This is a genomic window from Streptomyces sp. NPDC002888 (assembly GCF_042888465.1).
Taxonomy (GTDB): domain Bacteria; phylum Actinomycetota; class Actinomycetes; order Streptomycetales; family Streptomycetaceae; genus Streptomyces.
In genome coordinates this window covers 21,359-42,430 of sequence record NZ_JBIAPU010000050.1, presented here as the reverse complement: position 1 = coordinate 42,430, position 21,072 = coordinate 21,359, and the positions used below count along the sequence as shown (strand labels likewise).

Annotated in this window: 18 protein-coding genes; 7 read left to right on the top strand and 11 right to left on the bottom strand. The window is 70.3% G+C overall.

Going from position 1 to position 21,072, the window contains the following annotated elements; genetic code table 11:
• Positions 1-140: 140 nt before the first annotated feature.
• Entirely contained in the window at positions 141-494 is a 354-nt protein-coding gene (locus ACFYWX_RS46195) for a hypothetical protein (protein WP_389431534.1), read from the top strand.
• Between the two features lie 74 nt (positions 495-568).
• On the opposite strand, the gene ACFYWX_RS46190 is transcribed toward ACFYWX_RS46195, so the two are convergent.
• Complete coding sequence (locus ACFYWX_RS46190; RefSeq protein WP_389431533.1) at positions 569-2,077, bottom strand: MFS transporter; 1,509 nt, start codon at positions 2,075-2,077, stop codon at positions 569-571.
• Positions 2,078-2,240: 163 nt separating this feature from the next.
• On the opposite strand from ACFYWX_RS46190, the gene ACFYWX_RS46185 reads away from it, so the two are divergent.
• A complete protein-coding gene (locus tag ACFYWX_RS46185; protein WP_389431532.1) occupies positions 2,241-2,909 on the top strand; it encodes a TetR/AcrR family transcriptional regulator in 669 nt (222 codons plus the stop codon).
• A 98-nt stretch (positions 2,910-3,007) separates the two neighbouring features.
• On the opposite strand, the gene ACFYWX_RS46180 is transcribed toward ACFYWX_RS46185, so the two are convergent.
• Both ACFYWX_RS46180 and ACFYWX_RS46175 read right to left on the bottom strand, forming a co-directional pair.
• On the bottom strand, positions 3,008-4,480 hold the full coding sequence (locus ACFYWX_RS46180; protein WP_389431531.1) for an APC family permease: 1,473 nt from the start codon (positions 4,478-4,480) through the stop codon (positions 3,008-3,010).
• A gap of 102 nt (positions 4,481-4,582) precedes the next feature.
• Positions 4,583-5,323 (bottom strand): FadR/GntR family transcriptional regulator, encoded by a 741-nt coding sequence (locus tag ACFYWX_RS46175; protein WP_389431530.1) that lies wholly within the window; start codon positions 5,321-5,323, stop codon positions 4,583-4,585.
• A gap of 247 nt (positions 5,324-5,570) precedes the next feature.
• Between ACFYWX_RS46175 and ACFYWX_RS46170 the strand changes: the two genes are divergently transcribed.
• Positions 5,571-7,034, top strand: a complete 1,464-nt coding sequence (locus tag ACFYWX_RS46170) for an amino acid permease (protein WP_389431529.1) — start codon at positions 5,571-5,573, stop codon at positions 7,032-7,034.
• A gap of 112 nt (positions 7,035-7,146) precedes the next feature.
• On the opposite strand, the gene ACFYWX_RS46165 is transcribed toward ACFYWX_RS46170, so the two are convergent.
• The 3 genes from ACFYWX_RS46165 to ACFYWX_RS46155 form a co-directional block, all read right to left on the bottom strand.
• On the bottom strand, positions 7,147-7,728 hold the full coding sequence (locus ACFYWX_RS46165; RefSeq protein ID WP_389431528.1) for a hypothetical protein: 582 nt from the start codon (positions 7,726-7,728) through the stop codon (positions 7,147-7,149).
• A gap of 114 nt (positions 7,729-7,842) precedes the next feature.
• Complete coding sequence (locus ACFYWX_RS46160; protein ID WP_389431527.1) at positions 7,843-8,070, bottom strand: hypothetical protein; 228 nt, start codon at positions 8,068-8,070, stop codon at positions 7,843-7,845.
• Between the two features lie 153 nt (positions 8,071-8,223).
• Entirely contained in the window at positions 8,224-9,390 is a 1,167-nt protein-coding gene (locus tag ACFYWX_RS46155) for a mucin-1 (RefSeq protein ID WP_389431526.1), read from the bottom strand.
• A 25-nt stretch (positions 9,391-9,415) separates the two neighbouring features.
• Here ACFYWX_RS46155 and ACFYWX_RS46150 point away from each other — a divergent pair, with 25 nt between their 5' ends.
• The gene (locus ACFYWX_RS46150) at positions 9,416-9,607 is read left to right on the top strand and encodes a hypothetical protein (protein WP_389431525.1); all 192 of its coding nucleotides are present in this window, start codon (positions 9,416-9,418) and stop codon (positions 9,605-9,607) included.
• Positions 9,608-9,616: 9 nt separating this feature from the next.
• On the opposite strand, the gene ACFYWX_RS46145 is transcribed toward ACFYWX_RS46150, so the two are convergent.
• From ACFYWX_RS46145 to ACFYWX_RS46135, 3 genes are read right to left on the bottom strand one after another with little or no spacing between them, the layout of a single operon-like run.
• Entirely contained in the window at positions 9,617-10,180 is a 564-nt protein-coding gene (locus ACFYWX_RS46145) for a hypothetical protein (protein WP_389431524.1), read from the bottom strand.
• A gap of 60 nt (positions 10,181-10,240) precedes the next feature.
• Complete coding sequence (locus tag ACFYWX_RS46140) at positions 10,241-11,221, bottom strand: alpha/beta hydrolase family protein (RefSeq protein ID WP_389431523.1); 981 nt, start codon at positions 11,219-11,221, stop codon at positions 10,241-10,243.
• Positions 11,218-12,141, bottom strand: coding sequence for a zinc-binding dehydrogenase (locus ACFYWX_RS46135; protein ID WP_389431522.1), 924 nt, complete (start codon positions 12,139-12,141; stop codon positions 11,218-11,220). The genes ACFYWX_RS46140 and ACFYWX_RS46135 overlap by 4 nt, the downstream gene beginning before the upstream one ends.
• A gap of 89 nt (positions 12,142-12,230) precedes the next feature.
• Here ACFYWX_RS46135 and ACFYWX_RS46130 point away from each other — a divergent pair, with 89 nt between their 5' ends.
• On the top strand, positions 12,231-13,184 hold the full coding sequence (locus ACFYWX_RS46130) for a LysR family transcriptional regulator (protein ID WP_389431521.1): 954 nt from the start codon (positions 12,231-12,233) through the stop codon (positions 13,182-13,184).
• Between the two features lie 909 nt (positions 13,185-14,093).
• A complete protein-coding gene (locus ACFYWX_RS46125) occupies positions 14,094-17,756 on the top strand; it encodes a LamG-like jellyroll fold domain-containing protein (protein ID WP_389431520.1) in 3,663 nt (1,220 codons plus the stop codon).
• A 132-nt stretch (positions 17,757-17,888) separates the two neighbouring features.
• Here ACFYWX_RS46125 and ACFYWX_RS46120 read toward each other — a convergent pair whose 3' ends face one another.
• Positions 17,889-19,574 carry a CocE/NonD family hydrolase gene (locus ACFYWX_RS46120; protein ID WP_389431519.1) on the bottom strand — a complete coding sequence of 562 codons (1,686 nt, stop codon included), beginning with the start codon at positions 19,572-19,574 and terminating at the stop codon, positions 17,889-17,891.
• 143 nt (positions 19,575-19,717) lie between these two features.
• On the opposite strand from ACFYWX_RS46120, the gene ACFYWX_RS46115 reads away from it, so the two are divergent.
• Entirely contained in the window at positions 19,718-20,434 is a 717-nt protein-coding gene (locus tag ACFYWX_RS46115; RefSeq protein ID WP_389431518.1) for a TetR/AcrR family transcriptional regulator C-terminal domain-containing protein, read from the top strand.
• Positions 20,435-20,459: 25 nt separating this feature from the next.
• On the opposite strand, the gene ACFYWX_RS46110 is transcribed toward ACFYWX_RS46115, so the two are convergent.
• Positions 20,460-20,993: a hypothetical protein gene (locus ACFYWX_RS46110; protein ID WP_389431517.1), complete on the bottom strand. Its 534-nt coding sequence runs from the start codon at positions 20,991-20,993 to the stop codon at positions 20,460-20,462.
• Positions 20,994-21,072 lie beyond the last annotated feature (79 nt).

Genomic DNA, 21,072 nt, shown 5'->3' with positions numbered 1-21,072 from the left:
CCGAAGCCGCTGCGGATCTCCCCCGTCCACCGCGAAGCCTCCGCTCCCGTACGTCACCGGAATTTCATCAGCATTGCAGCACCCCCGGACAGGGTGACGGACACGACATCGCACAACCCGCACAACTGAAGGGGGTCCCGGTGACCGAAGGGGAGTTGGTGGCCACCGCGCTGGCCACGGGTGCGGCACCCGCACTCACGAACACGGCACGCGGAACCGTCCACGACCTCTACATCGGGTTGAGGGAGGCGGTCCGCCGGCGGTTGGCCGGGGACGGGGGCTCCGGTGGCGGCGGCCGTGGTGGGGCGGGCGGCTACGGCGTACGGGTGCTGGACGCGTACGAGACGGACCCCGACGTGTGGCGGACGCGGCTGCTGCGGGTCCTGGCCGGAGCCGGGGTGGAGTCGGACGAGGAGATCCTCGCGGCGGCCCGCGCCGTGCTGCGTGCGGAGCGCCGGACGGGGCACCTCACCGGCACCCTCGAGAGGCTCTGACGCACAGCGCGGGAACGCCGTGGCGGCCCGCCGGACATCCGGCGGGCCGCCACGGCATTTCCCGGGCCGGGGCCTCACATGTGGACGACGGGTGCGGCGTCGGGGTCGGTGACCGGTGCGCCGCGCCGGTAGAGGAGGACGCTGATGACGAGGCCGGCGGCGAAGAAGGCGGCGGACCACCAGTAGGCGGTGGAGTAGGCCTTGAGGCCGGCGTGGGCGAGGACGGTGGGGTCCTTGGGGTTCTTGCCGACGAGGTAATCGGCGGCGGCGCTGGTGGAGAGGGTGTTGAGCAGGGCCGTGCCGAGGGAGCCGCCGACCTGCTGCATGGTGTTGACGGCGGCGGAGGCGACACCGGAGTCCTCGGCGCGCACGCCGGCGGTGGCCAGGCTCATGCCCGGGGCCATCACCAGGCCGAGGCCGAGTCCCGCCACGATGAGCGGCGGCAGGATGTCCGTGGCGTAGCCGCTGGTCAGGTCGAGGTTGGTCAGCCAGACCATGGCGGCCGCGGCGAGCCCCATGCCGAGGGGGACCACCGGCTTGGGGCCGAGGCGGGGGATCAGCACGGTGGAGGCGAGGGTGGAGGCGAGCATCAGTCCGGCGACCATGGGCAGGAAGGCGAGGCCGGTCTTGATGGGCGTGTAGCCGAGGCTCTGCTGCAGGTAGTAGGTGAGGAAGAGGAAGACCCCGAACATGCCGGCGCCGGTGATCAGGATGGAGAGGAAGGAGGCGCCGCGGTTGCGGTCGAGCAGGATCCGCAGGGGGAGCAGGGGGTGCGTGGAGCGGGTCTGCCACCAGGTGAACGTGGCGAGCAGGACGGTGCCGGCGAGCAGGAAGCCCCAGGTGGCCACGGAGCTCCAGTCGTGGCTCTCGGCGTTGGAGAAGCCGTAGACCAGGCAGAACAGGCCGCCGCCGACCAGGACGGCGCCGGGGATGTCGATGGTGGCGGACTTGTCGCGGGTGGTGCGCTGGAGCAGGACGACACCGCCGACGAAGGCGACGACCGCGAACGCGAGGTTGACGTACAGGGTCCAGCGCCAGTCGAGGTACTCGGTGAGCACACCGCCGAGCAGCAGGCCGATGGCACCGCCGGCGCCGGCGATGGCGCCGAACACGCCGAAGGCCTTCGCGCGTTCCCTGGCGTCGGTGAAGGTCACGGTGAGCAGGGACAGGGCGGCCGGTGCGAGCAGCGCGCCGAACAGGCCCTGCCCGGCACGCGCGACGATGAGCATCTCGAAGCTGGTGGCGGCGCCGCCGACGGCGGAGGCGCCGGCGAAGCCGACCAGGCCGACGAGGAAGGTGATCTTGCGGCCGAAGAGGTCGGCGATGCGGCCACCGAGCAGGAGCAGGCTGCCGAAGGCGAGCGCGTAGGCGGTGACGACCCACTGCCGGTCCCCGTCGGAGAAACCTAGGTCCTTCTGGGCCGAGGGCAGCGCGATGTTCACGATGGTCGCGTCCAGCACGACCATGAGCTGGGCCACCCCGATGACGGCGAGGATCCACCAGCGATGACGGGGCGACGCCTGGCCGGTCGGTAGGGACGTGACGTTCGCGTCGACAGGGGTGTCGGCGGATGTTTTGGACATGACGAAGCTCCGGGTGAAGTGGGAGGCGGGGCGTCGAGCTCAGGCCGCCGGAACTCCGGGAGGCGACTCTGACACCTGTCAGATTAGCTTGCGTCTGACAGGTGTCAAGTAAACTGTCGACGAGCCCCAGGCGACCCAGGGGCCATCAGTGAGGGAGGCAAGGGTGGGAGCAGACACCGAATCCGCTCGACGACCGGGACGTCCCGGCGCGGGCACTCCCGCGGTGCCCGACGAGGCGAACATCCTGCTGCGCGGGCTCGAAGCCTTCGCGGAGCTGGGCTACGACCACGCCTCCGCGCGCGAGCTGGCCCGCCGCCTGGGCGTCAGCCACAACTTCATCAACGACCGCTACGGCTCCAAGGCGGCGTTCTGGCGCGCGGTGGTCGACTCCGCCCTCGGGGCACAGCTGGCCCGCATGCCCCAGGTGGACCCCGCGCTCGACGACGCCGAGCAGCTACGGCAGATCATCACCAGCTTCTACCGCACCGCGGCGGACGCCCCGCTGGTCGCCCGGCTCTTCGTCGACGAACTCAACCGGGACACCGAGCGGTTGGAGTACCTCTACGAGCACTACATCGCCCCGACCCTGCAGACCATGGTCTCCAGCATCGAGCGACTCGTCGCCGCCGGACGCATGGCACCCGTCCCCCTGGACGTTCTGTTCTTCGCCGTCATCCCCCCGGTCGGGGGAATGGTGGACATCCCCCTGGCCCGCCGCCTCGGCAGACCCGAATCCGTCACCCCGCAGCAGCAGGCGGCCATCGCGGAGTCTCTGGCGGCACTGGTGATCAACGGCCTGCTGGCGACGGGAGGTTCGGGAGCCCGGTCCTGATCCCGCTGGTCGACCTGCTTCGTGTGGCCCCGCAGCGGGGGCGGAGCGCGGGGCGTCGCCGGGGCACTGGCGTCCGAGGCCGGTGCGGCCCGGCACGCTCACTCCGCGTCGGCGACGACGGAACCGACGCGCTCGGCCAGGCTCGGGTCGCGGCGGACCAGGAGGGTCGCGTAGGCGATGGCGGCGAGCAGGGTGGCCAGCGCCGCGTAGGGGAACCAGCTGTACGGCGCGGGCTGTCCGGGCTTGGCGAGGTAGTAGAGCGGGACCAGGATCGCCAGGGCGCCGATCGCGGGCAGCACGAGATGGCGGACGGTGCGGAATTCCTGGGGGCGGTATCGGCGGTAGTACAGCGGCAGGGCGATGTTGGACGCGAGGTAGACCAGCAGGATCAGGATGGAGCCCAGGCTGGAGGATTCCGTGAAGAAGACCACGGGGTTCATCGAGCCGCCGTCGGACCCGAGGAGATGCCCGAGCCCCCACCCTCCGATGATCAGCAGCGCGGTGGCGGTGAAGGTGACGATCGCGTTGGTCGGCGTACGGCGGGTGGGGTGCACGTACCCGAAGAAAGACGGGAGCAGCCCCTCGCGTCCCGCGTTGAACACCAGGCGGGCCTGGGAGTTGATGCCCGCGATCAGTACGCCGAGGGTGGAGGTCAGGCCCCCGATGTAGGCGACGAACGCGAGCGCGCCGAGGGTGTGGTGGGCGACGTCGATGAACGGGATGGGGGAGTCGCCGAGCCGGGCCACGTCGTAGTCGAAGCCGGTCACCGTGGCGTAGGAGAAGAGGATGTAGCTCACGGTCATGATCGCGACGGAGGAGAACACGGCACGGCCGACGTTGCGCCGCGGGTTCTCCGTCTCCTCCGCCAGCGCGGCCGAGTTCTCCCAGCCGATGAACAGGTACACCGCCAGGGGGAATCCCGCCGCCAGGCCGCTGAGGCCGTGGCTGATGTGGCCGGGCAGGAACGGGGCGGCGGAGAGGTTGCCGCGGTGTTCGACGAGCGTCGCGACGGAGACCACGACCAGTACGAGCATCTCCACGCCGAAGAAGTAGCCGGCCCACTTGGTGGAGATCACCACCCCGCGCAGCATCAGCACCACCGACAGTCCGGTCAGCAGCAGCGTCCAGATGATCCACGGCAGGTCGACGCCGGTGTAGTGGTGCAGGGTGATCTGTACGAACCCGCCCGAGATCGCGATGACGGAGGCCATGGCGATGATGTAGCCCAGTCCGGCGAGCAGGGCCGTGGTCACCGCGCTGACCGGCCCGAACGTCTTGCCGACGAAGGTGATGAAGCTGCCGGCCGAGGGGTGGGCCCGGGAGAACTCGGCGAGCGTGTTGCCGAGCAGCGCGACCGCGATGCCCGCGGCGGTGATGGTCAGCGGGGACGCGACACCCGCGGTGGTGGCGAGAAAGGCGAAGCCGAAGAAGAAGCTCATGGCCGGGCCGACGTTGGCCATCGTGGCCGCGGCGATGTCCGCCATGCCGAGGACGCCGCCGCGCAGGCGCTGGGGCGTGCCGCCGCCAGGGCCCGACGTCGACGACGGGCCGGCGGCTCCGGGGTCGGTCATGACGGCAGCTCCTTCTGCGGGTGGCGGGGCAAGGGGCGCGCGGTGTCGGTACTCGGATCGGCGCGACCGGACGTCAGCTCGGGCGGCCCTGCTGGTGTGCCTTCACCGCTCGTACGGCCGGGCACGCTGGTGTGCCTTCACCGCTCGCACGGCCGGGTCCATCGCGCCGCGGCCGAGCTCGGTGAGCAGTTCGGCGTGGCAGCGGTTCTGCGCCCGTACGACCGCGGGGTCCGGAGTGGGCAGCAGCAGGCACAGCCGGCCGAGCAGGTCGCCCGCGAACTCACGCACCCCGGGGCCGCCGAGCGTCTCCGCGAGGTCGAGATGGAAGCGTGTCTCCAGTTCGAGCAGCCGTGCCGGGTCGTCGGCCACGTCCATCTCGTCGACCAGTCCCCGCAGCCCTTCGAGTCGGCCGGCCGGGAGCTCGCCCGCACCGTGCGCCACGAGACCGCACTCGAGCAGCAGGTGGAACGCGTCCAGTGAGGCCGCCTCGTCGGCGTCGTGCATCAGGGCGACGACCTCGCCCCAGCCCGGCGCGACGAACGTCCCGCCCGCCCGGCCGCGTCGGCGGTCGAGCAGCCCGTCCTGGCACATCCCCTCCAGCGCGCGGCGCACGGTGATCTCACTGATCCCCAGCTCCTCGGCGAGGACACCGGCGTCGGGCAGCCGGTCGCCGGGCGACACGGACTTCAGACGCACCTGCAGGGCGATCCGTGATCGGACGAGTTCGGAGCCCGTCTGGCCCCTGCCGGACAGGACGTGGGCGCTCCGCATCCCGGCGACCGCGGCCGGTCGTGCCGGACCTGGCTGGTCGTAGGGCCCGAACTTGCCCGCTGGATTCACCACGACGTCACCCTAACGGCCTGCTGAGCGGGGTCACGGTGGGCCGCGACGCCGTCCGCGCCGACGGTTCTCGCGACCACGCCAGGGTGTGCTGTGCATCGGGGCTCCCTCCGCGCTGCACGAAAAATAGAGCACGGTGAACACTTAAACAAGTCTTGTTCTTTTGGATCGTCCTGAACTAATTTCCCGGTCACCCCCCAGCGCCCCCCCAGGCCTTCCGCTCTCCTCACTTCCCTCCCTGGATGCCGAGATGACCACACGTCCCCCCGTCCCCTCCACGGCCCCCGTGACCAGCACGGATAGCGATCCGAACGCATCAGGCTCCTCCGGCCTGCAGGCCGGACTGAAGAACCGCCACCTGTCGATGATCGCGATCGGTGGTGTCATCGGCGCCGGCCTCTTCGTCGGCTCCGGCTCCGGCATCGCCGCCGCGGGCCCCGGCATCCTCGTCTCGTACGCGCTCGTCGGCGTCCTCGTCGTCCTCGTCATGCGCATGCTTGGCGAGATGGCCGCGGCCAACCCCACGTCCGGCTCGTTCTCCGCCTACGCGGACCGCGCGCTGGGCCGCTGGGCCGGGTTCACCATCGGCTGGCTGTACTGGTTCTTCTGGGTCGTGGTGCTCGCGGTCGAGGCGACCGCCGGCGCCAAGATCCTCGCGGGCTGGATCCCGGGGGTCCCGCAGTGGGGCTGGGCCCTGATCGTCATGATCGTCCTCACCGCCAGCAACCTGGTCTCGGTCAGCTCCTACGGCGAGTTCGAGTTCTGGTTCGCCGGCATCAAGGTCGTCGCCATCGCCGCGTTCATCGTGCTGGGCGGCCTCGCGATCTTCGGTTTGCTGCCCGGCTCGGACCACCCGGCGTCCGGCTTCTCCAACCTGACCGCACACGGCGGCTTCCTGCCCAACGGCCCCGGGGCCATCCTCACCGGCGTCCTGATGGTGGTCTTCTCCTTCATGGGCAGCGAGATCGTCACGCTGGCGGCCGGCGAGTCCGAGGACCCGCAGGGCGCGGTCACCAAGGCCACCAACAGCGTGATCTGGCGGATCGCGGTGTTCTACCTGGGCTCGATCCTGATCGTGGTGTCGCTGCTGCGCTGGGACGACCCGGCGATCCTCAAGGACGGCTCCTACGTCGCCGCCCTGAGCTCCATCGGCATCCCGCACGCCGCCCAGATCATGAACGCGATCGTGCTGACCTCCGTCCTGTCCTGCCTCAACTCCGGCCTCTACACCGCCTCCCGCATGGCGTTCTCCCTCGGCCGGCGCAGCGACGCCCCGGCCGGCTTCGGCCTCACCACGAACCGCGGCGTACCCCGTACGGCCATCCTCGCCTCGGTCGTCTTCGGATTCGTCGCCGTCGCCTTCAACTACCTCTGGCCGGACACGGTCTTCCAGTTCCTCCTCAACTCCTCCGGCGCGATCGCCCTCTTCGTCTGGCTGGTGATCTGCTTCTCCCAGCTGCGCATGCGCAAGATCATCCAGCGGGAGTCACCGGAGAAGCTGGTCGTCAGGATGTGGCTCTACCCCTACCTGACCTGGGCCACCATCGCCCTCATCACCTTCGTCCTGGGCTACATGCTGACCGACACGGCCGACGGCGGCGGCCGCGAACAGGTGGTCCTGTCCACCCTGGTGGCAGTGGCCGTGGTGGCTGTGGCACTGACCCGCGACCGGCTGCGCCGCAACAGGGCACACAGCCCGGCCGACCCCTCGTAGGGGCCAGGACCTGAGGGGGCGGCAGCTCCGGTCTTCTTGCCGGCGGCCCGACCCGTGGGGCGGCTCCCGTACTCCCGTCGGCGGGGAGCACGGGGCCGCCCCGTCCTGCCTCTCAGTCCAGGAAATAGGACCAGAACGGGATCGTGGCGTACTGCTGGTCTTCGGGTGTCGGCACGGCGCCACCGAACTCGTGGCGGAAGTAGTCGACCAGGTCGGTGCCGTAGTAAACGATGTCCGTCTGGCGCATCGACAACACCGGTGTACCGGTCCGGTCCGGATCGGCCAACAGGTACCGGTGCGAGTAGACCGGCACCATCACCGGAACCTTGGCCAAGTACGAGCGGGCCACGTCCAGGGCGTCCTGCGTGCCCGCCGGCCGCGGATCCCAGTCCGGATGCCAGAAGGCGTTGTGCTCGACGTCGAACAGCACGCCGTCCACCGGCCGGGCCAGCCTTGCGGCCAGGTCCTCCGGGTCGCCGTCCCGCCAATCGGGCCAGTCCCGCCTCCCCGTCGGCAGTCCCGCACCCAGCAGCGTCCGGTGCTCCGGAGCGAAACGGAATCCCCAGCGCTCCTCGACACCGTCAAGTTCCCGCTCGCTCATCCCCCGCTTGATCTCCACTCGGGCAGAGAGCCTGGCGAGCAACGCCTGGGCGTCTTGTGAGGTCAGCGGGTTCTCGCGGCTGATCGGAGTCATGCGCGGAACGGTAGGACACCCGCGGGACGGTGCGCAGGGGGATTTCGCGAAGGCTTCGGCTCGGGACTACGGCACGGGGAAAGGGTGCGCCTGAGCGACCACCGCCCCGGCAACTCAGGGAACCAGGAAGCCGATCAACAGGGCGAGGGGCAAGAAGATCAAGGGGGCCGACATCACCCAGCCCATGCGCCAGGATGTTCTCGAACCGACAAGGATGCAGAACGGCGCCATGAGGAGCAGGTAGAGGAAGAACACTGCCAAGACGATGATGCCTGCGCCCGACCCCACAGTTCCTCCCCGCGACACCGGCCGCAATACCGGCGGCAGCTTCCGTACGGTCATCCGCACACCATTATTTGAACACGTTCAACTCCATCCTGGCCAGAGCGGGGTCGGGGCCGGCACATTGAGCAGGGGCCGCGTACCCCTCACGAGATGATCTGTCCTGTGACAGAGGCGGCAGGCTCGGGCAGGAGCGCCCGCGGCTCCCGCGCGTCACTGGGGTGTGGGGCCGGGCCAGATGGCCGAGGCGTCGTCACGGTGCGGATCTGGCAGCCGGATCGGGCGTACCGGGATGGTGTGTGCGCGTCCTTCGGTGACGGCTGTCCACGGGGCGGCGTGGCCGGAGTAGCAGAGCGTCGTCAACGCGAAGACGTCGTCGGCGTAGACCTCGACGTACTCACCGACGGTCAGGATGCGCAGGCCGGCGGCGGGTTCGGGCAGCACCGTCTCGTCGAGGCGGGCGCCGTCGGGGCCGGTGGCCCAGAGGTGTTTGCCGTCGCAGCCGACGGTGAGGGCGGGTCGGCCGCCACCCGGGGTCTCGGTGCGCAGGGTGACCTCGACGGGGCCGGACACGAGCAGGTCCCCGACCGCGTGCGGGGCGGGCTGCTCCGTCTCCTCGCCGAGCCACGCGTCCAGGCCGGGCCACCACTCCAGACGAGGTGCCGAATCCTCTGGAACGACAAGGGACTTGGGCTGCGCGAGCATGCCGCGGCAGCGCTCGCCCGCGTCGGTCAGGCCGACCCGGCGGGGCGTGGTGTGCAGGACGACGCGGGAGCCGTCGGGTGCCGGGACGACGCGCGGGGCGTAGGAGCCAGTGGGCCCGAGAGGACCGCGGCGGGTCCAGGGGCCTCTCAGGTGAGGAGCCGTCCAGGCCTCGAAGCCGCGCGTGGCGCCGATGGAGCCCAGCAGCAGCCAACTCCCGTCGTCCAGCTGCTCCAGCACCGGGCACTCCAACTCGTCGACATCCCCTGGGGAGATCAGCGGCGGGTGGACCGTCCAGTGCTCCAGGTCGTCGGAGGTGGCCAGGGCCACGCAGCCGCCGGCCTCGACCGGGAGCGAGGCGTCGCTGGCGCAGATCACCATCACCCAGCCGTCGGACTCGTCGTCGCGTACGACGAACGGGTCGCGCCAGCCCATGTGTTCGCCCGTGCGGTACCAGCGCGGGTCGGCCTCGACGACCGGGCCTGTGCCGTGGCGGCGCCACCCCGTGCCGTCGGTTCGGCCGGAGTACGCGAGGCCGATCGACTGCAGCGGCCAGCCGCTTGGCCGGCCTGGGGCATCGGCACCGACAGCAAGAACGCCAAGGCCGCCGGCGCCTTCATGGACTACCTCCTCAACGACAGCAACATCGCCGCGATGACGAAGGGCAACCTTCCTCACCCAGTGAGGCTCCTTCCTCTGGCCGGTGCTGATGGTCTCCGACCCCTCGGTACGCCCGCTGCCGCTGGAGATGAGCGTCTTCCAGGCGCAGCTACCGCCGGACTGGGGACAGATCCTCGCCTTCGGCGTCCTCCTGGTCCTGCCCGTACTGATCGTCTTCGCCTTCTTCCAGCGCTGGTTCGTCCAAGGCGTCGCCAGCTCCGCCGTGAAGGGCTGAGCCTCGGGGTCACTGACGCGCGTCGCGGATGCTGTCCCTTGCCACCGCCGTGAAACTTCGCAGCGCGTCCCAGAACGCCTGATAGGTCGTGTCGAAGTCGGGGCTGTACACGGCGAACGTTTCAGCCATGGCCTCGATGGCGACGTAGACGTCCTTGGAGGCTGTCTCCAGACGGCCGGCCGCCTGAGAGACATCGTCCGGGCCCTCCAGATTCGCCGTGTGGATCGCCAGGGTCATCTCCGCGTGGAGCCGAAGGTGCTGACGAAGTACCTCTCTCAGCGCTGCTGCTCGCGCCTCCGGCTCCGTCAGTTCCACCGCCGGCAGGACACCGAGGAACGAGTCGCCCACGAGATGTGATTTATGGACGACCTGGACGTAGGCGGACCGTCGCGACGCTCGCACGTTCTCAGCCTGCTGTGCGGCGCGGGCCGTCTCAGCCTGAATCTGTGCGGCTCGTGTGCTGCCCCGATTGCCCACCCAGCTCGCGAGGATCGCTGTGGCGCCGGTGAGCGCGGCAACGAGGAACCCTAAGTCCGGCATGAAGTGATGCTGCCAGGAGCCGAGTTGACGCAAACGCCGGAATCTCGCGCTCTCCGCTCGGAAGCTCGGTTGTCGCCTTGGCGGTGCAGCGGTTCATGTGAGTGCTCCGGCAAGCCAGTCGGTTGTGGTGGGCAACCAGTCGGGCCGGGCGTTGCCGAGGAGGTGGTCGCCGTGCGGGACGAGCAGGTACTCGCCGTGCGGCGCCAGGCGGGCCAGCGGCTCTCCGTTGGTCACGCCGGGGATGACGTCGCGGCCGCCGTCCACCACCAGGAGCGGGCAGGCGATACGTGGTGCCGGCGCGGACAGGTCGATGTGGCGGACGAAGTCGCGGGCCGCCTCGGGTCCTCCGGCGCGCCGGGTGAGGATGTCCTGCACGACGGACGGGGCGGTGTCCCAGTCGAGGCGGAAGGGTCCGCTCACGGTGGCGGCGGCGGCCACGCGAGGTTCGTGGGCGGCGCTCTCCGCAACGTAGTAGCCGCCCAGGCTGAGTCCGATGAGCCCGATCTGGTCGACACCGAGTGCGTCGATGACCTGGCCGATCACCCGGTGGTAGTCCGGCCGCACGGTGGTGGTGGCTGCGAGTGCGCCCTGGCCGGGTCCGTCCATCGTGAACACCGCCATGCCCCTGCGCAGCAGGGCCGAGGTGACGGTGTGGAACTCCTCCTTACCGGAGTCCAGGCCGGGGACGACGACCACCGTGGCCGGCGCGTCGGCGGGGCCGCGCAGCCAACCGGTGAAGGCCGGCCCTTCGATCCTGCGGGCACCGGGCTCCAGGAGGGCCAGCGCGCGGCCCATGGCACGGTCCGCCTCTGCCGCGGCCAGGGCCTGGTCCCCATCCGGTGCGAGCGTGGCGATGTGGAACCAGCGTGCTGCCACCTGGTAGTGCTCGCCTGCGGACACGGGTGGGACAGCCTGCTTCGCGCGGGCGACGTGCTGCCGTGCGGTACGGACGAATGCCTCACCCCAGCCGTCGACGGAAGCCAGTTCGCCGGTGACGCGCTGGTACTCGTGCGGGTCGAGCCCGGCTCCAGTGGCGCGCGTCATCTGGGCGGTGGCGAATTCGGCGGCGCTCATCGCGGTGTTCCCGTCGTGAGGACGGCCTTGCCTCGAATGCGGCGGTCCCGCAGGTCGACCAGGGTCTGTGCGGTCTGCCCCCAGTCGGCGACGCGGCCGATCTCCGGATGCAGCCGCCCGCCGTCCACCAGGCGCACCAGAGTCGTCAAGTCGGGGCCGTAGGGCGCACCGGCGTAGTGGAAGTGGCGGATAGTGGCCCCTTCGGGTCCGGCGAGGAGGTCGAAGAAGTCGAGAGTCACCGGAGTGCGGCCGGCCTGGCCGAACCAGATCAGCGTGCCGCCGGGTGCCAGCTTCGACAGAGCGGCCGGCAGATGGGGGCCGCCGGTGGATTCCAGCACCACGTCGAACGGCCCCTGCGCGTCGGTCACCTTGTGCACGACTGCTGCCGCCCCCAGCTCACACAGCCGCTCGCCGCGTGACGGCGTGGCGGTCACGACGGTGACCTCCGCTCCCGCGGCCGCCGCCAGCTCGGTGACGTAGTGACCGACGCCGCCCGAGGCACCGGTCAGCAGGACCCGCCTGCCCGTCACGCTGCCGGCCGTACGAAGCAGCCGAAGTGCGGTGATGCCGGCCAGCGGCAGGGCTGCGGCTTGGACGGCGCCGATGTCATCGGGCAGTACCGCGAGCGAGTGAGTGGGCACCGCCGCGTACTCGGCCCAGCCGCCCTGCGGCGGATGCCCCACCACTCGGGCGCCGATGTGCGGGCCGGAGCCGTCGGCCGCGGCCTGCACCACCAGGCCGGCGACGTCCTTGCCGGGAAGCAGCCCCGGCCTCGGCTGTTCCAGGAGGAACGTCTCCCCCCGGTTCGGCGCGAACGCCTCGACCCTGATCAATGCCTCGTCCGGCTCCGGGACGGGCTGGGCATCCTCCGCGAACGCGACCGGACGTGCCGGATTCCCTGTGGGGATCAGTCTCTGCATGCGGTTCATGAAACGAGCGGCGGTGCCGAGCAGGCCAACAAGGGAACGAAGGTGCCGACAACCATGTGTTGTCACCTATGGTGAAAGGCGTGGATCTCGACTTGGCGCACGTTCGCGCCTTTGTGCTCGCCGCACAGGAGCTGCACTTCGGGCGGGCGGCCGAGTCACTGTCGATCTCACAGCAGGGGCTGTCCAAGCGGATCGCGCGGCTGGAGTCCCGGCTCGGCACCGAGCTGTTTTGGCGCAGCGGCCAAGGAGTGCAGCTCACCGAGGCCGGGCGTCGCTTCCTGGGGCCGGCCCGGCAGACGCTGGCCGCCGCGGACCAGGCCCTGGCCGCGGTGCGGGACGAACGCCGACCGCTACGGGTCGACGTGTGGGGCCACCTGTACGCGCCGATGCGGGCACTTGCCCAGGTGGCGGCGCGGACCGGCGAGCCGTCTCTGGAGCTCGGACACGGCCGCGATCTGCCGTCGGTGGCGGCCGCACTGCTGCACGGTGACATCGACGCGGGCTTCGGGCGGGTCCATCCGCCACTGCCCGCCGGGCTGACGCACCGTCTGGTGCGCCTCGAACCGGTGGACGTCGTCCTCGGTGAGGATCATCCGCTGGCGGCCGAGCCCGCGCTGCGGCCGGAACAGCTGCAGGACAGTGTGCTGTGGACTCCCGGGGCGCTGGAGCGGCTCGACTTCCTGCACCGCTTCGCCGAGCAGTTCGGCATCCGGGACCACGCCGAGGGACCCAACCTGGGCCTCGACCACTTCCTCGCCGGCATGGTCGCTGACCCGCGTCGCTTCTCGCTGATCCCGGCCGACATGCCGCTTCCCCGGGTTCCCGGGGTCCGGTCCGTTCCGCTGGTGGATCCCACACCGCTGTACGCCTGGGCCCTGCTGTGGCGCGACAACGGCGGGCATCCGCTGCTGCGCGAACTGGTGGGCGCTTTCATGACGGAGGCCGGGCGCAGCCGCTGGCTGGAGTACGACCCGGCCCGCGATTGGCTGCCCGAGCCCCACGCCACCACTCCTGGCCGCCCCACGCGGAGATGACCGATGCCACGTCGGTCACGCTGCCCGGGGTGCTGTGCTGCATGCCACACCACCCCTCCAGTCGCCTTTGTCCGCATCTGTGAGGTCCCGGCAGGGCACCTGATCCGGCCGGCACCGCAGACGAGGATCCGGCCGCCGCACCCGAGACATTCGGAGGCGGCGGGAGTCCCGGTCGGCGCGCGGGCCCCTCTCAAGCGCTCAATCCGCAATCGCTGTCGAGGCGTCCTCGGCAGGCGCGTGATCCTCAAGTGGGGCACCACGCACAACGCCCCTGGACCGCAGCCGCGTAGAGGGCGTCTCGGGGAGGCGGTCAAGTCCCGCGGAGGCCTCGCGTCGAGGGGTGACACCGGCACCCGCCGGAGCAGCGCCCGATCCTGAGGTTCCAGCAGGTCATGGCTCCAGTCCAGCACCGCCGACCGGGCGCGGCATCGAGCTTGTGGCGCTCTGCGTGCGACCGGTCAACCCGGCGGACACCTTCCAGGGCCCGCGCGCAAGGTCTTGACCATCACCCCCACCTGCCCCTACGGTCTCGCCGACACTACGAACCGCGTTCGAAATACCGAATGGTGGGGTCGAGTTGAGAGGAGCACGCCCGGCGACCTGCCGGGCCGAAAGCCGAGCCGCTCGTGCCCGATCCGCGCCACGCCCATGCCATGCCGCGTCACGCCACGCCACGCCACACCACGTCATGCCACGGCGCGCCACGTACAGCGCCGTAGACGCCGACAGATGCCCATGCCCGCCCGCACTTGTCGGCCCGCCGCCGAGGAACTGACGCAGCCGCGCGCCGCGTTCCAGTACCCCTGACCGCCCCGCAACCCCTGACCGCCCGGTCGGCCCCCGCCAACCGGTAAGAGCCGCTACGGACGTTGTCGAACCGGTTCGACAACGTCCTGGAAGGACGCCACCATGCCATCCCCAGACGCAACCGCACGGCGCAGAGCCCCGGCCGCCGTGGCGCTGGCCGTCGGCGCGGGCCTGCTGGCCGTGCCGGCCGCCCCCGCGCAGGCGGCGGACACGCCCCAACCCACCGCCCGTTACACCTTCGACCAGGACGACCTGGCCTCCGGGAAGATCACCGACAGTTCCGGCAACGGCCTGACGGCAGACCTGGTGAACGGCTCCACCGCCCGGTCCGTCGAGGGCACGGGCGGCGGCAAGGCCCTCGCGCTGCCCGGCGGGTCGCCCGACTCCAACGGCGCGTACGTCCGCCTCCCCCGCGAGATCCTCGCCGACACGTCCGACCTGACGGTCTCCGCCCGCGTGAAGTGGGACGACGACGAGGCGTCCTGGCAGCGGATCTTCGATCTGGGCACCAACAACACCAAGTACCTCTTCACCACCCCGTCCAACAACGGCGGTGTGCTGCGCACGGCCGTGACCACCGGCGGAGGGGGCGCGGAAGCCCAGGTCAGCGGGTACGCCGAGCTTCCCGCGGACCAGTGGCGGACCGTCACCGTGACCCTCGACAGCTCCGCCCGCCGCGTCACCACCTACCTCGACGGCGTGGCGGTCTCCTCCGCCGCGACCGACGTCAAGGCCAGGGACCTGCTGGAGGATTCGGCCACGGCCGCCGGCTACATCGGCAAGTCCATGTGGCCGGACCCGCTGCTCAAGGGCGCGATCGACGACTTCACCGTGTGGCACGCGGCGCTCAGCGCCGAGCAGGTCGCCGGTACGGTCGGGAGCGTGCCCACCCTCCAGGAGCTCTCGAAGACGTCCTTCGAGGCACGCACCACGACCGGCACCGCCCCGTCCCTCCCCGCGGCCGTCCGCTCCTCCTTCTCCGACGGCTACGACCGTGACACGCCGATCACCTGGGACGCCGTACCGGCCGACAAGTACGCCCAGCCGGGGACGTTCACGGTGGCCGGAACCGCGGCCGGACGCGCGGTGAAGGCGACCGTCACCGTGGTCCGCGAGGGACAGCTCACCGTCGACCTGGGCTCGGACACCGGCGCGTTTCACGGCGGCGCCTCCGGCACCCTCTACGGCGTGTACGGACCGGACGTCCCCACCAACAACCTCATGGAGGGCATGGGCCTGCGCACGGTCTCCACGAAGGCGCAGGACGGCCCGCAGCATCCCGGTGCCGACGCACTCGACGTGGTCAAGCCGCTGGCCGACTCCACCGACGGTGACGTGTACATCTACATGACCGACATCCACCGCGGCTTCCCGTACCAGTGGCCGGGCGACACTCCCGAGGAGAAGCTCAAGCTCTACCGGGAGAAGGTCGCCAAGCAGGTCGACCAGGTCCTGCGACTGCCGAAGGAGTACCAGGACAACGTCGTCTTCGTGCCGTTCAACGAGCCCGAGGGCAACATGTTCGGCACCGGCGAGTGGAGCTACGACAAGGTCAGCTGGCTCAACGACCCCGACGACTACTTCGCCGCCTGGGACGACTTCTACAAGCTCATCAAGAGCAAGATGCCCGACGCCCGCATCGCCGGCCCCAACACCAGCGTCCTGTACGACCAGGTGAAGGGCTTCCTCACGCACGCCCTGGCCGCGGGCACCCTCCCGGACGTCATCACCTGGCACGAGCTGAGCCACCCGGAGGCGGTGCGCGCCAGCGTCGCCAAGTACCGGGCGTGGGAGAAGGACCTGTTCAAGGGCACCGACAAGGAGGGCACCGAACTCCCCATCAACATCAACGAGTACGCCTTCAACTACCACACCTCGGTGCCCGGCCAGATGATCCAGTGGGTGTCCGCGATCGAGGAGTCGAAGGTGGACGCCGACATCGCGTACTGGAACATCGACGGCAACCTCTCCGACTCCGCGGTGCAGTCCAACCGGGGCAACGGCCAGTGGTGGCTGCTGCACTCGTACGCCTCGATGAGCGGCCACACGGTGAACGTGACCCCGCCGTTCCCGGGCGAGAACTACACCATGCAGGGCATCGCCACGCTCGACGAGAAGAAGAAGCAGTCCCGGCTGATCTTCGGCGGCTCCACCGGCAAGGGCCACATCACCTTCGCGGGCGTCCCGAAGAAGGTCTTCGGGAGCCGTGTGCACGCCTGGGTGAAGGAGATCGACTGGAGCGGGCAGGTGGGCGACAACTCCGGCCCGAAGCTGCTCGCGGAGCAGAACCTGAAGGTCGCTGACGACGGCACGGTGGTCGTCGACTTCGGCGACGGCGCGCTGCCGGCGCTGAAGGAGTCCTCGGCGTACGAGATCGTCCTCAGCCCGGCCGGCAAGGCGGCGGGCACGCAGTCGCCGCCCGTGCGCTGGCAGAGCTCGTACGAGGCGGAGGACGCCGCCCACACCGGGTCCGGCTACTCCAAGAACGGCCCGGAGGGCTCGCCCCGCGACGTGTCGAAGTTCTACACCTCCGGCGGCTACGACGTGGGCGGCCTGCGCAGCGGCTCGGACGTCACGCTCGACTTCACCGTGGACGTACCGCAGGACGGCACCTACGACCTGAGCGTCTTCGCCAACTCACTCAACACCTTCGACCAGGTGAAGGAACAGGGCCCGACCAACGTCTTCCTGCGCGTGGACGGCAAGGCGGACGGCGAGCAGGAGCTGTATCTGCCGCTGGGCTACAAGTGGGTGGTCTGGGACCACACCGACACCAAGGTCCACCTCACCAAGGGCAAGCACACCCTGACGCTCGCCGCGAAGAGCGCCGACGGCAAGAGCGTCACGAAGGGCGACGCCATCGTCGACCGCCTCACCCTGTCCTTGCCGGAGGCTTCGGCGGGCACGCAGGTCTACGAGGGCGAACTGGCCTGGCTGGGCGGCGGAGCGCAGCCGGTCTACGACCTGCCGAAGGGCACGAAGACCCCCGCCACCGGCTCGGGCGCGGTCAAGCTCCCGAAGAAGGGCACCGCCACGTTCTGGGTCTACTCGCCCGCCGACCGCGAGGCCACCCTCAAGGTCGGCGCCCTCAGCGGCTCGGGCGCCCAGGTCTCCGTCAACGACCAGGACGTCCTGCGCCTGGCCAAGGGCAGGAACAGCGTGGCGGTCTCCCTCTCCGGCGGCGTCAACAAGGTGACGCTGACCGGGGGTTCGTCCACCACCCTCGTCGACCGCCTCACGGTCACCCCGACCGAGGGCGCACTGCCGACGCGTACGTACGAGGCCGGCGACGCCAAGCTCGCGGGCTCGGCCACACTGTCTCCGCTCTCGCTGGCCACCGACGGCACGGCGATCACCGGTATCGGCGGCGATCCCGGCAACGGCAACACCGCGACGTTCACCGTCACCGCCGACCGCAGCGGCCTGTACGCGCTGCGCATCCGCTACTCCAACCCGGAGCAGTCCGAGGCCACCCACTACAACCCCGACCCGCTCGCCCGGCACGCCGACATCAGCGTCAACGGCGGCGAGGTGCGGCGCGTCGGCTTCCCGCACAGCTTCCATGAGAACAACTTCTGGGAGCTGACCGTCCCCGTCCAACTGAGGAAGGGGCAGAACACCATCGCGTTCCGCTCCGAGGAGCTGCCGAACTTCGACGGCACCACCTACGCCTCGGACACCTTCCCCGGCGTACTGCTCCGTTCCCGCTACGCGCCGCTGATCGACCGGATCGCCGTCGCCCCGTACGCACGGGAGGTGCGATGAGGCGATGACCGCGGGCGACGACTGGATCGGCTGCTCAGGACGGCCCCCGGAGGTCAGTGACCGCCCCGGTTGACGTCGGACGTGGTTGTCAAGGGCCCCGGATCGTGATCGGTCCGGGGCCCTCTCACGTGTTCACGGGGATTTCCCGTCGTAAGGGAGCATCAGTGCGGAGTCGGTGTGGAGCGTGATGCGGGTCGGCGTGAGGTCGACGGCGTCCACCGGAGGCTCTCCGGTGCCCGGGTTGCGGGCGTAGCGCGGATGGGCACCTCCACTGATCTGCCAGCGAATGCGGTGCCCGGCCGGGAAGCGGTAGGCGGTGGAGCTCATCCGTACCGTGACCTCCGAGGGCGCCTGCCCCACCGTCTCCAGCTGAGCCAGCCCGTCACAGACGTTGGTGGAGCGGCCTTGCGCGTCCACGTCGCACAGGCGGGTGAAGACGTCGGCGTACCCGGTGTCCGTGGAGATGCTCAGCCGCGCGGAGACCGGGCCGAGGATGTCCACGGGTTCGGCCAGTGGTGGACCGGTGAACGTCAGGACGTCTCCTCGGGCCTCCAGGGCGCTGTTGTCGCGGGGGCCGGCCGTGCGGGAGAGCAGGGGGCCACCGATGGACGGCGTGGGGTCGGCCGGGTCGTAGCGCAAGGACGTCACTGGAGCGGAGTCCGTGGGGGCGTGCTGGGTGAGATGCCCGTCCGGGGTGGGGAACCACGAGGTGGTGACGGGGGAGAGGGACTGCCAGTCGTCGAGGTCCCGCCACTCGTCCTCGCCGCCGACGTGCACGCGCACACGCGTGGGACGCAGACCGGAGGGCTCCGCACACAGGTGAGCGCGCAGCCAGGCGAGGCTCTCGGCGAAGACCTCGGGCCAGCCCTGCTGCATGGCGGAGGTATGAGTCCAGGGGCCGACGAGCAGGGCGGTGTCGCATCCGGCCTGACGCAGTCGGGCGTACTGCTCGAAGGTCTGGTCGACCAGGGCGTCGTGCCATCCGGTGACCAGACTCGTGGGGACGCTCAGCCGCTCGGCCGCCCGTGCCAGGGACGCGCCGTTCCAGTACGGGTCGTCGGCGTCCGGGTGCGTCATCACGTCGTCCAGCCACGGTATGTCTCCGAGGGCGGACGTGTACGCCCCGCGCAGCGGCCGCGCGGTGACGATGTCGCGCAGGCGGCGCTGCAGGCGCAGCGTCGTCCCGACGAAGGGCGTGATCCCCCGATGCTGGTACGCCATGCCCAGGCCGACGAGCAGGGCGTTCTCCAGTCGGAGGGCACCGTCCGCGTAGAACAAGGCGTAGGGGTCGTGCAGACCCACCTGCACCACCATCGCCTTCAGCTCCGGCGGCGGGTCCAGGGCGAGCGCCCACTGTACGTAGCCCAGGTAACTGGGGCCGATGGTCCCCAGCGTTCCGTTGAACCAGGGCTGCTCGCGCAGCCACGACACCGTGGCCCGGCCGTCGGCGGGCTCGTTGCGCCACAGCTCGAACCCACCGCCTGAGCCGCCGGTGCCGCGGCAGCTCTGCAGGACCACGTGGAAGCCCTGTTCGGCGAAGAGCATGCCGTACATGGGGGACCAGGGCAGGCCCCTGCCGTACGGCGAGCGGACCAGGAGGGTGGGGAAATCGCCCTCGGCACGGGGGAAGTAGTGGTCCGTGACCAACGGGCTGCCGTCGGCGGCCCGCACCACCAGTCCCGGCTCCCACCCGACGTCGTGCCGCTTGGCCGGGAGACCGCGCCAAATCGCCCGCATCATCCGTGAGGACAGCGGCGGCTTGCGCGCGGGCGGTGTCCAGGCCGGCCTCGGCGCAGCGTCGTGGGTGCGTGATGCCATGGTTCCCCTCCTCGATTTTCCGTACGTTGTACGAGAATAGAGGATGCTTGGATACCCTCCAAAGCGGCTTCAGTCATCGGGCCTCAGCGGGATCGGGTCTCGGCGATCGGGCCTCGTTGATCGGCAGAAGGAGTACGAAGACCGTGACGGGTGATGGCGGGTCCGGCGCCGCGAGCGTCGACCCTCAACAGCTGTGGCTGAACCCCAGCCAGTCCCGCAGGGGCCGCAGGCCCGCCTTCAGCCGCGAAGCGATCACGGCGGCCGCCGTAGCCCTGGCGGACGCGGAAGGGCTCGAAGCGGTCACCATGCGGAGGGTCGCCGCACAGGTCGGAGCCGGAGTCATGTCGCTCTACAGCTACGCCTCCGACAAGGAAACGCTGCTGGAACTGATGGTCGACCACGTCAGCGGCGAACTGCCGACGTCGGGTGCCCTCACCGGCGACTGGCGCGCCGACCTGAAGGCCATCGCCCACCTCCAGCGTGTCAACATGCTGCGCCACCCCTGGCTGCCCGCCGCCCTGTCCACCCGACGCAGCCTCGGCCCCAACACCCTGGCGTTCCTGGAACACGCACTGGCCGCCCTGCGACCCACTGGGCTGGACGGCGCGGCGAAGCTGGAGGTCTTCGCCCAGCTCACCGCATTCGTCGCCGGGCACGTCGGCCACGAGATCATGCAGGCGGCGGCCACCCAGTCACCCGACCGGGTCGCCGCCGAAGCCCGCTATCTCGCGACCGTCGCCGCGGACGGCCGCCACCCGGAACTCGCCGAAGCCCTCTCCGCCCCCGTACGCGCCCTCACGCCCGAAGCCACGTTCACCCGGTTCCTCAATCGCCTGATCGACGGCCTCGGCACCGACTGACCCCGCCGGGCAATGGCCGGCTGCGTCAATCGCAGTCGATCGCGGGGATGCCGGACCGTAGGACAGGATCAGTGCCGGTACCGCTGATCGTCAGGATGCCGCCGCCGCGACCCCAGTCCAATCTGTACGTATCCGAGCGGAAGGGGCGGTAGCCGTCGTCGGCCGTCCACGACCCGATCTGCCGGCCCAGGCCACTGGCTCCCACCTCGTAGACGTCACCGTTGCCTATGACCAGGACCGACGTCTCCCGCACCACAACTCGACAGCCCCCAGGGCCCTCGGGCTCGAGCACGTAGTACTCCGCTCCCCCCACTAGATCGCCGCCGACGCCGAACACGATGCTCAGTGCGGCTGCGGCAGTCGACAGGACAAGCAGCCAACGGGGAACGACCCGGTGTTTCCGCACCGCCTCATCGGCTTCCGAACGGTGCGCCGTGGTGCGGACCCGCATGAGCACCAGCGAAATGCACAGCAGTACGCAGCTCATCCCCCAACCGGGAACCACCTGCCCCGCCACGACCAGCAAAAGACCGCTCCAGCTCGCCACGACGGCGAGCACCGCACAACCGACGGCGATGGCCCTGCATATGAAAGGCCGTCTGGCACCGCGCTGTCTTGTCTTCACCGGCCCACACTAT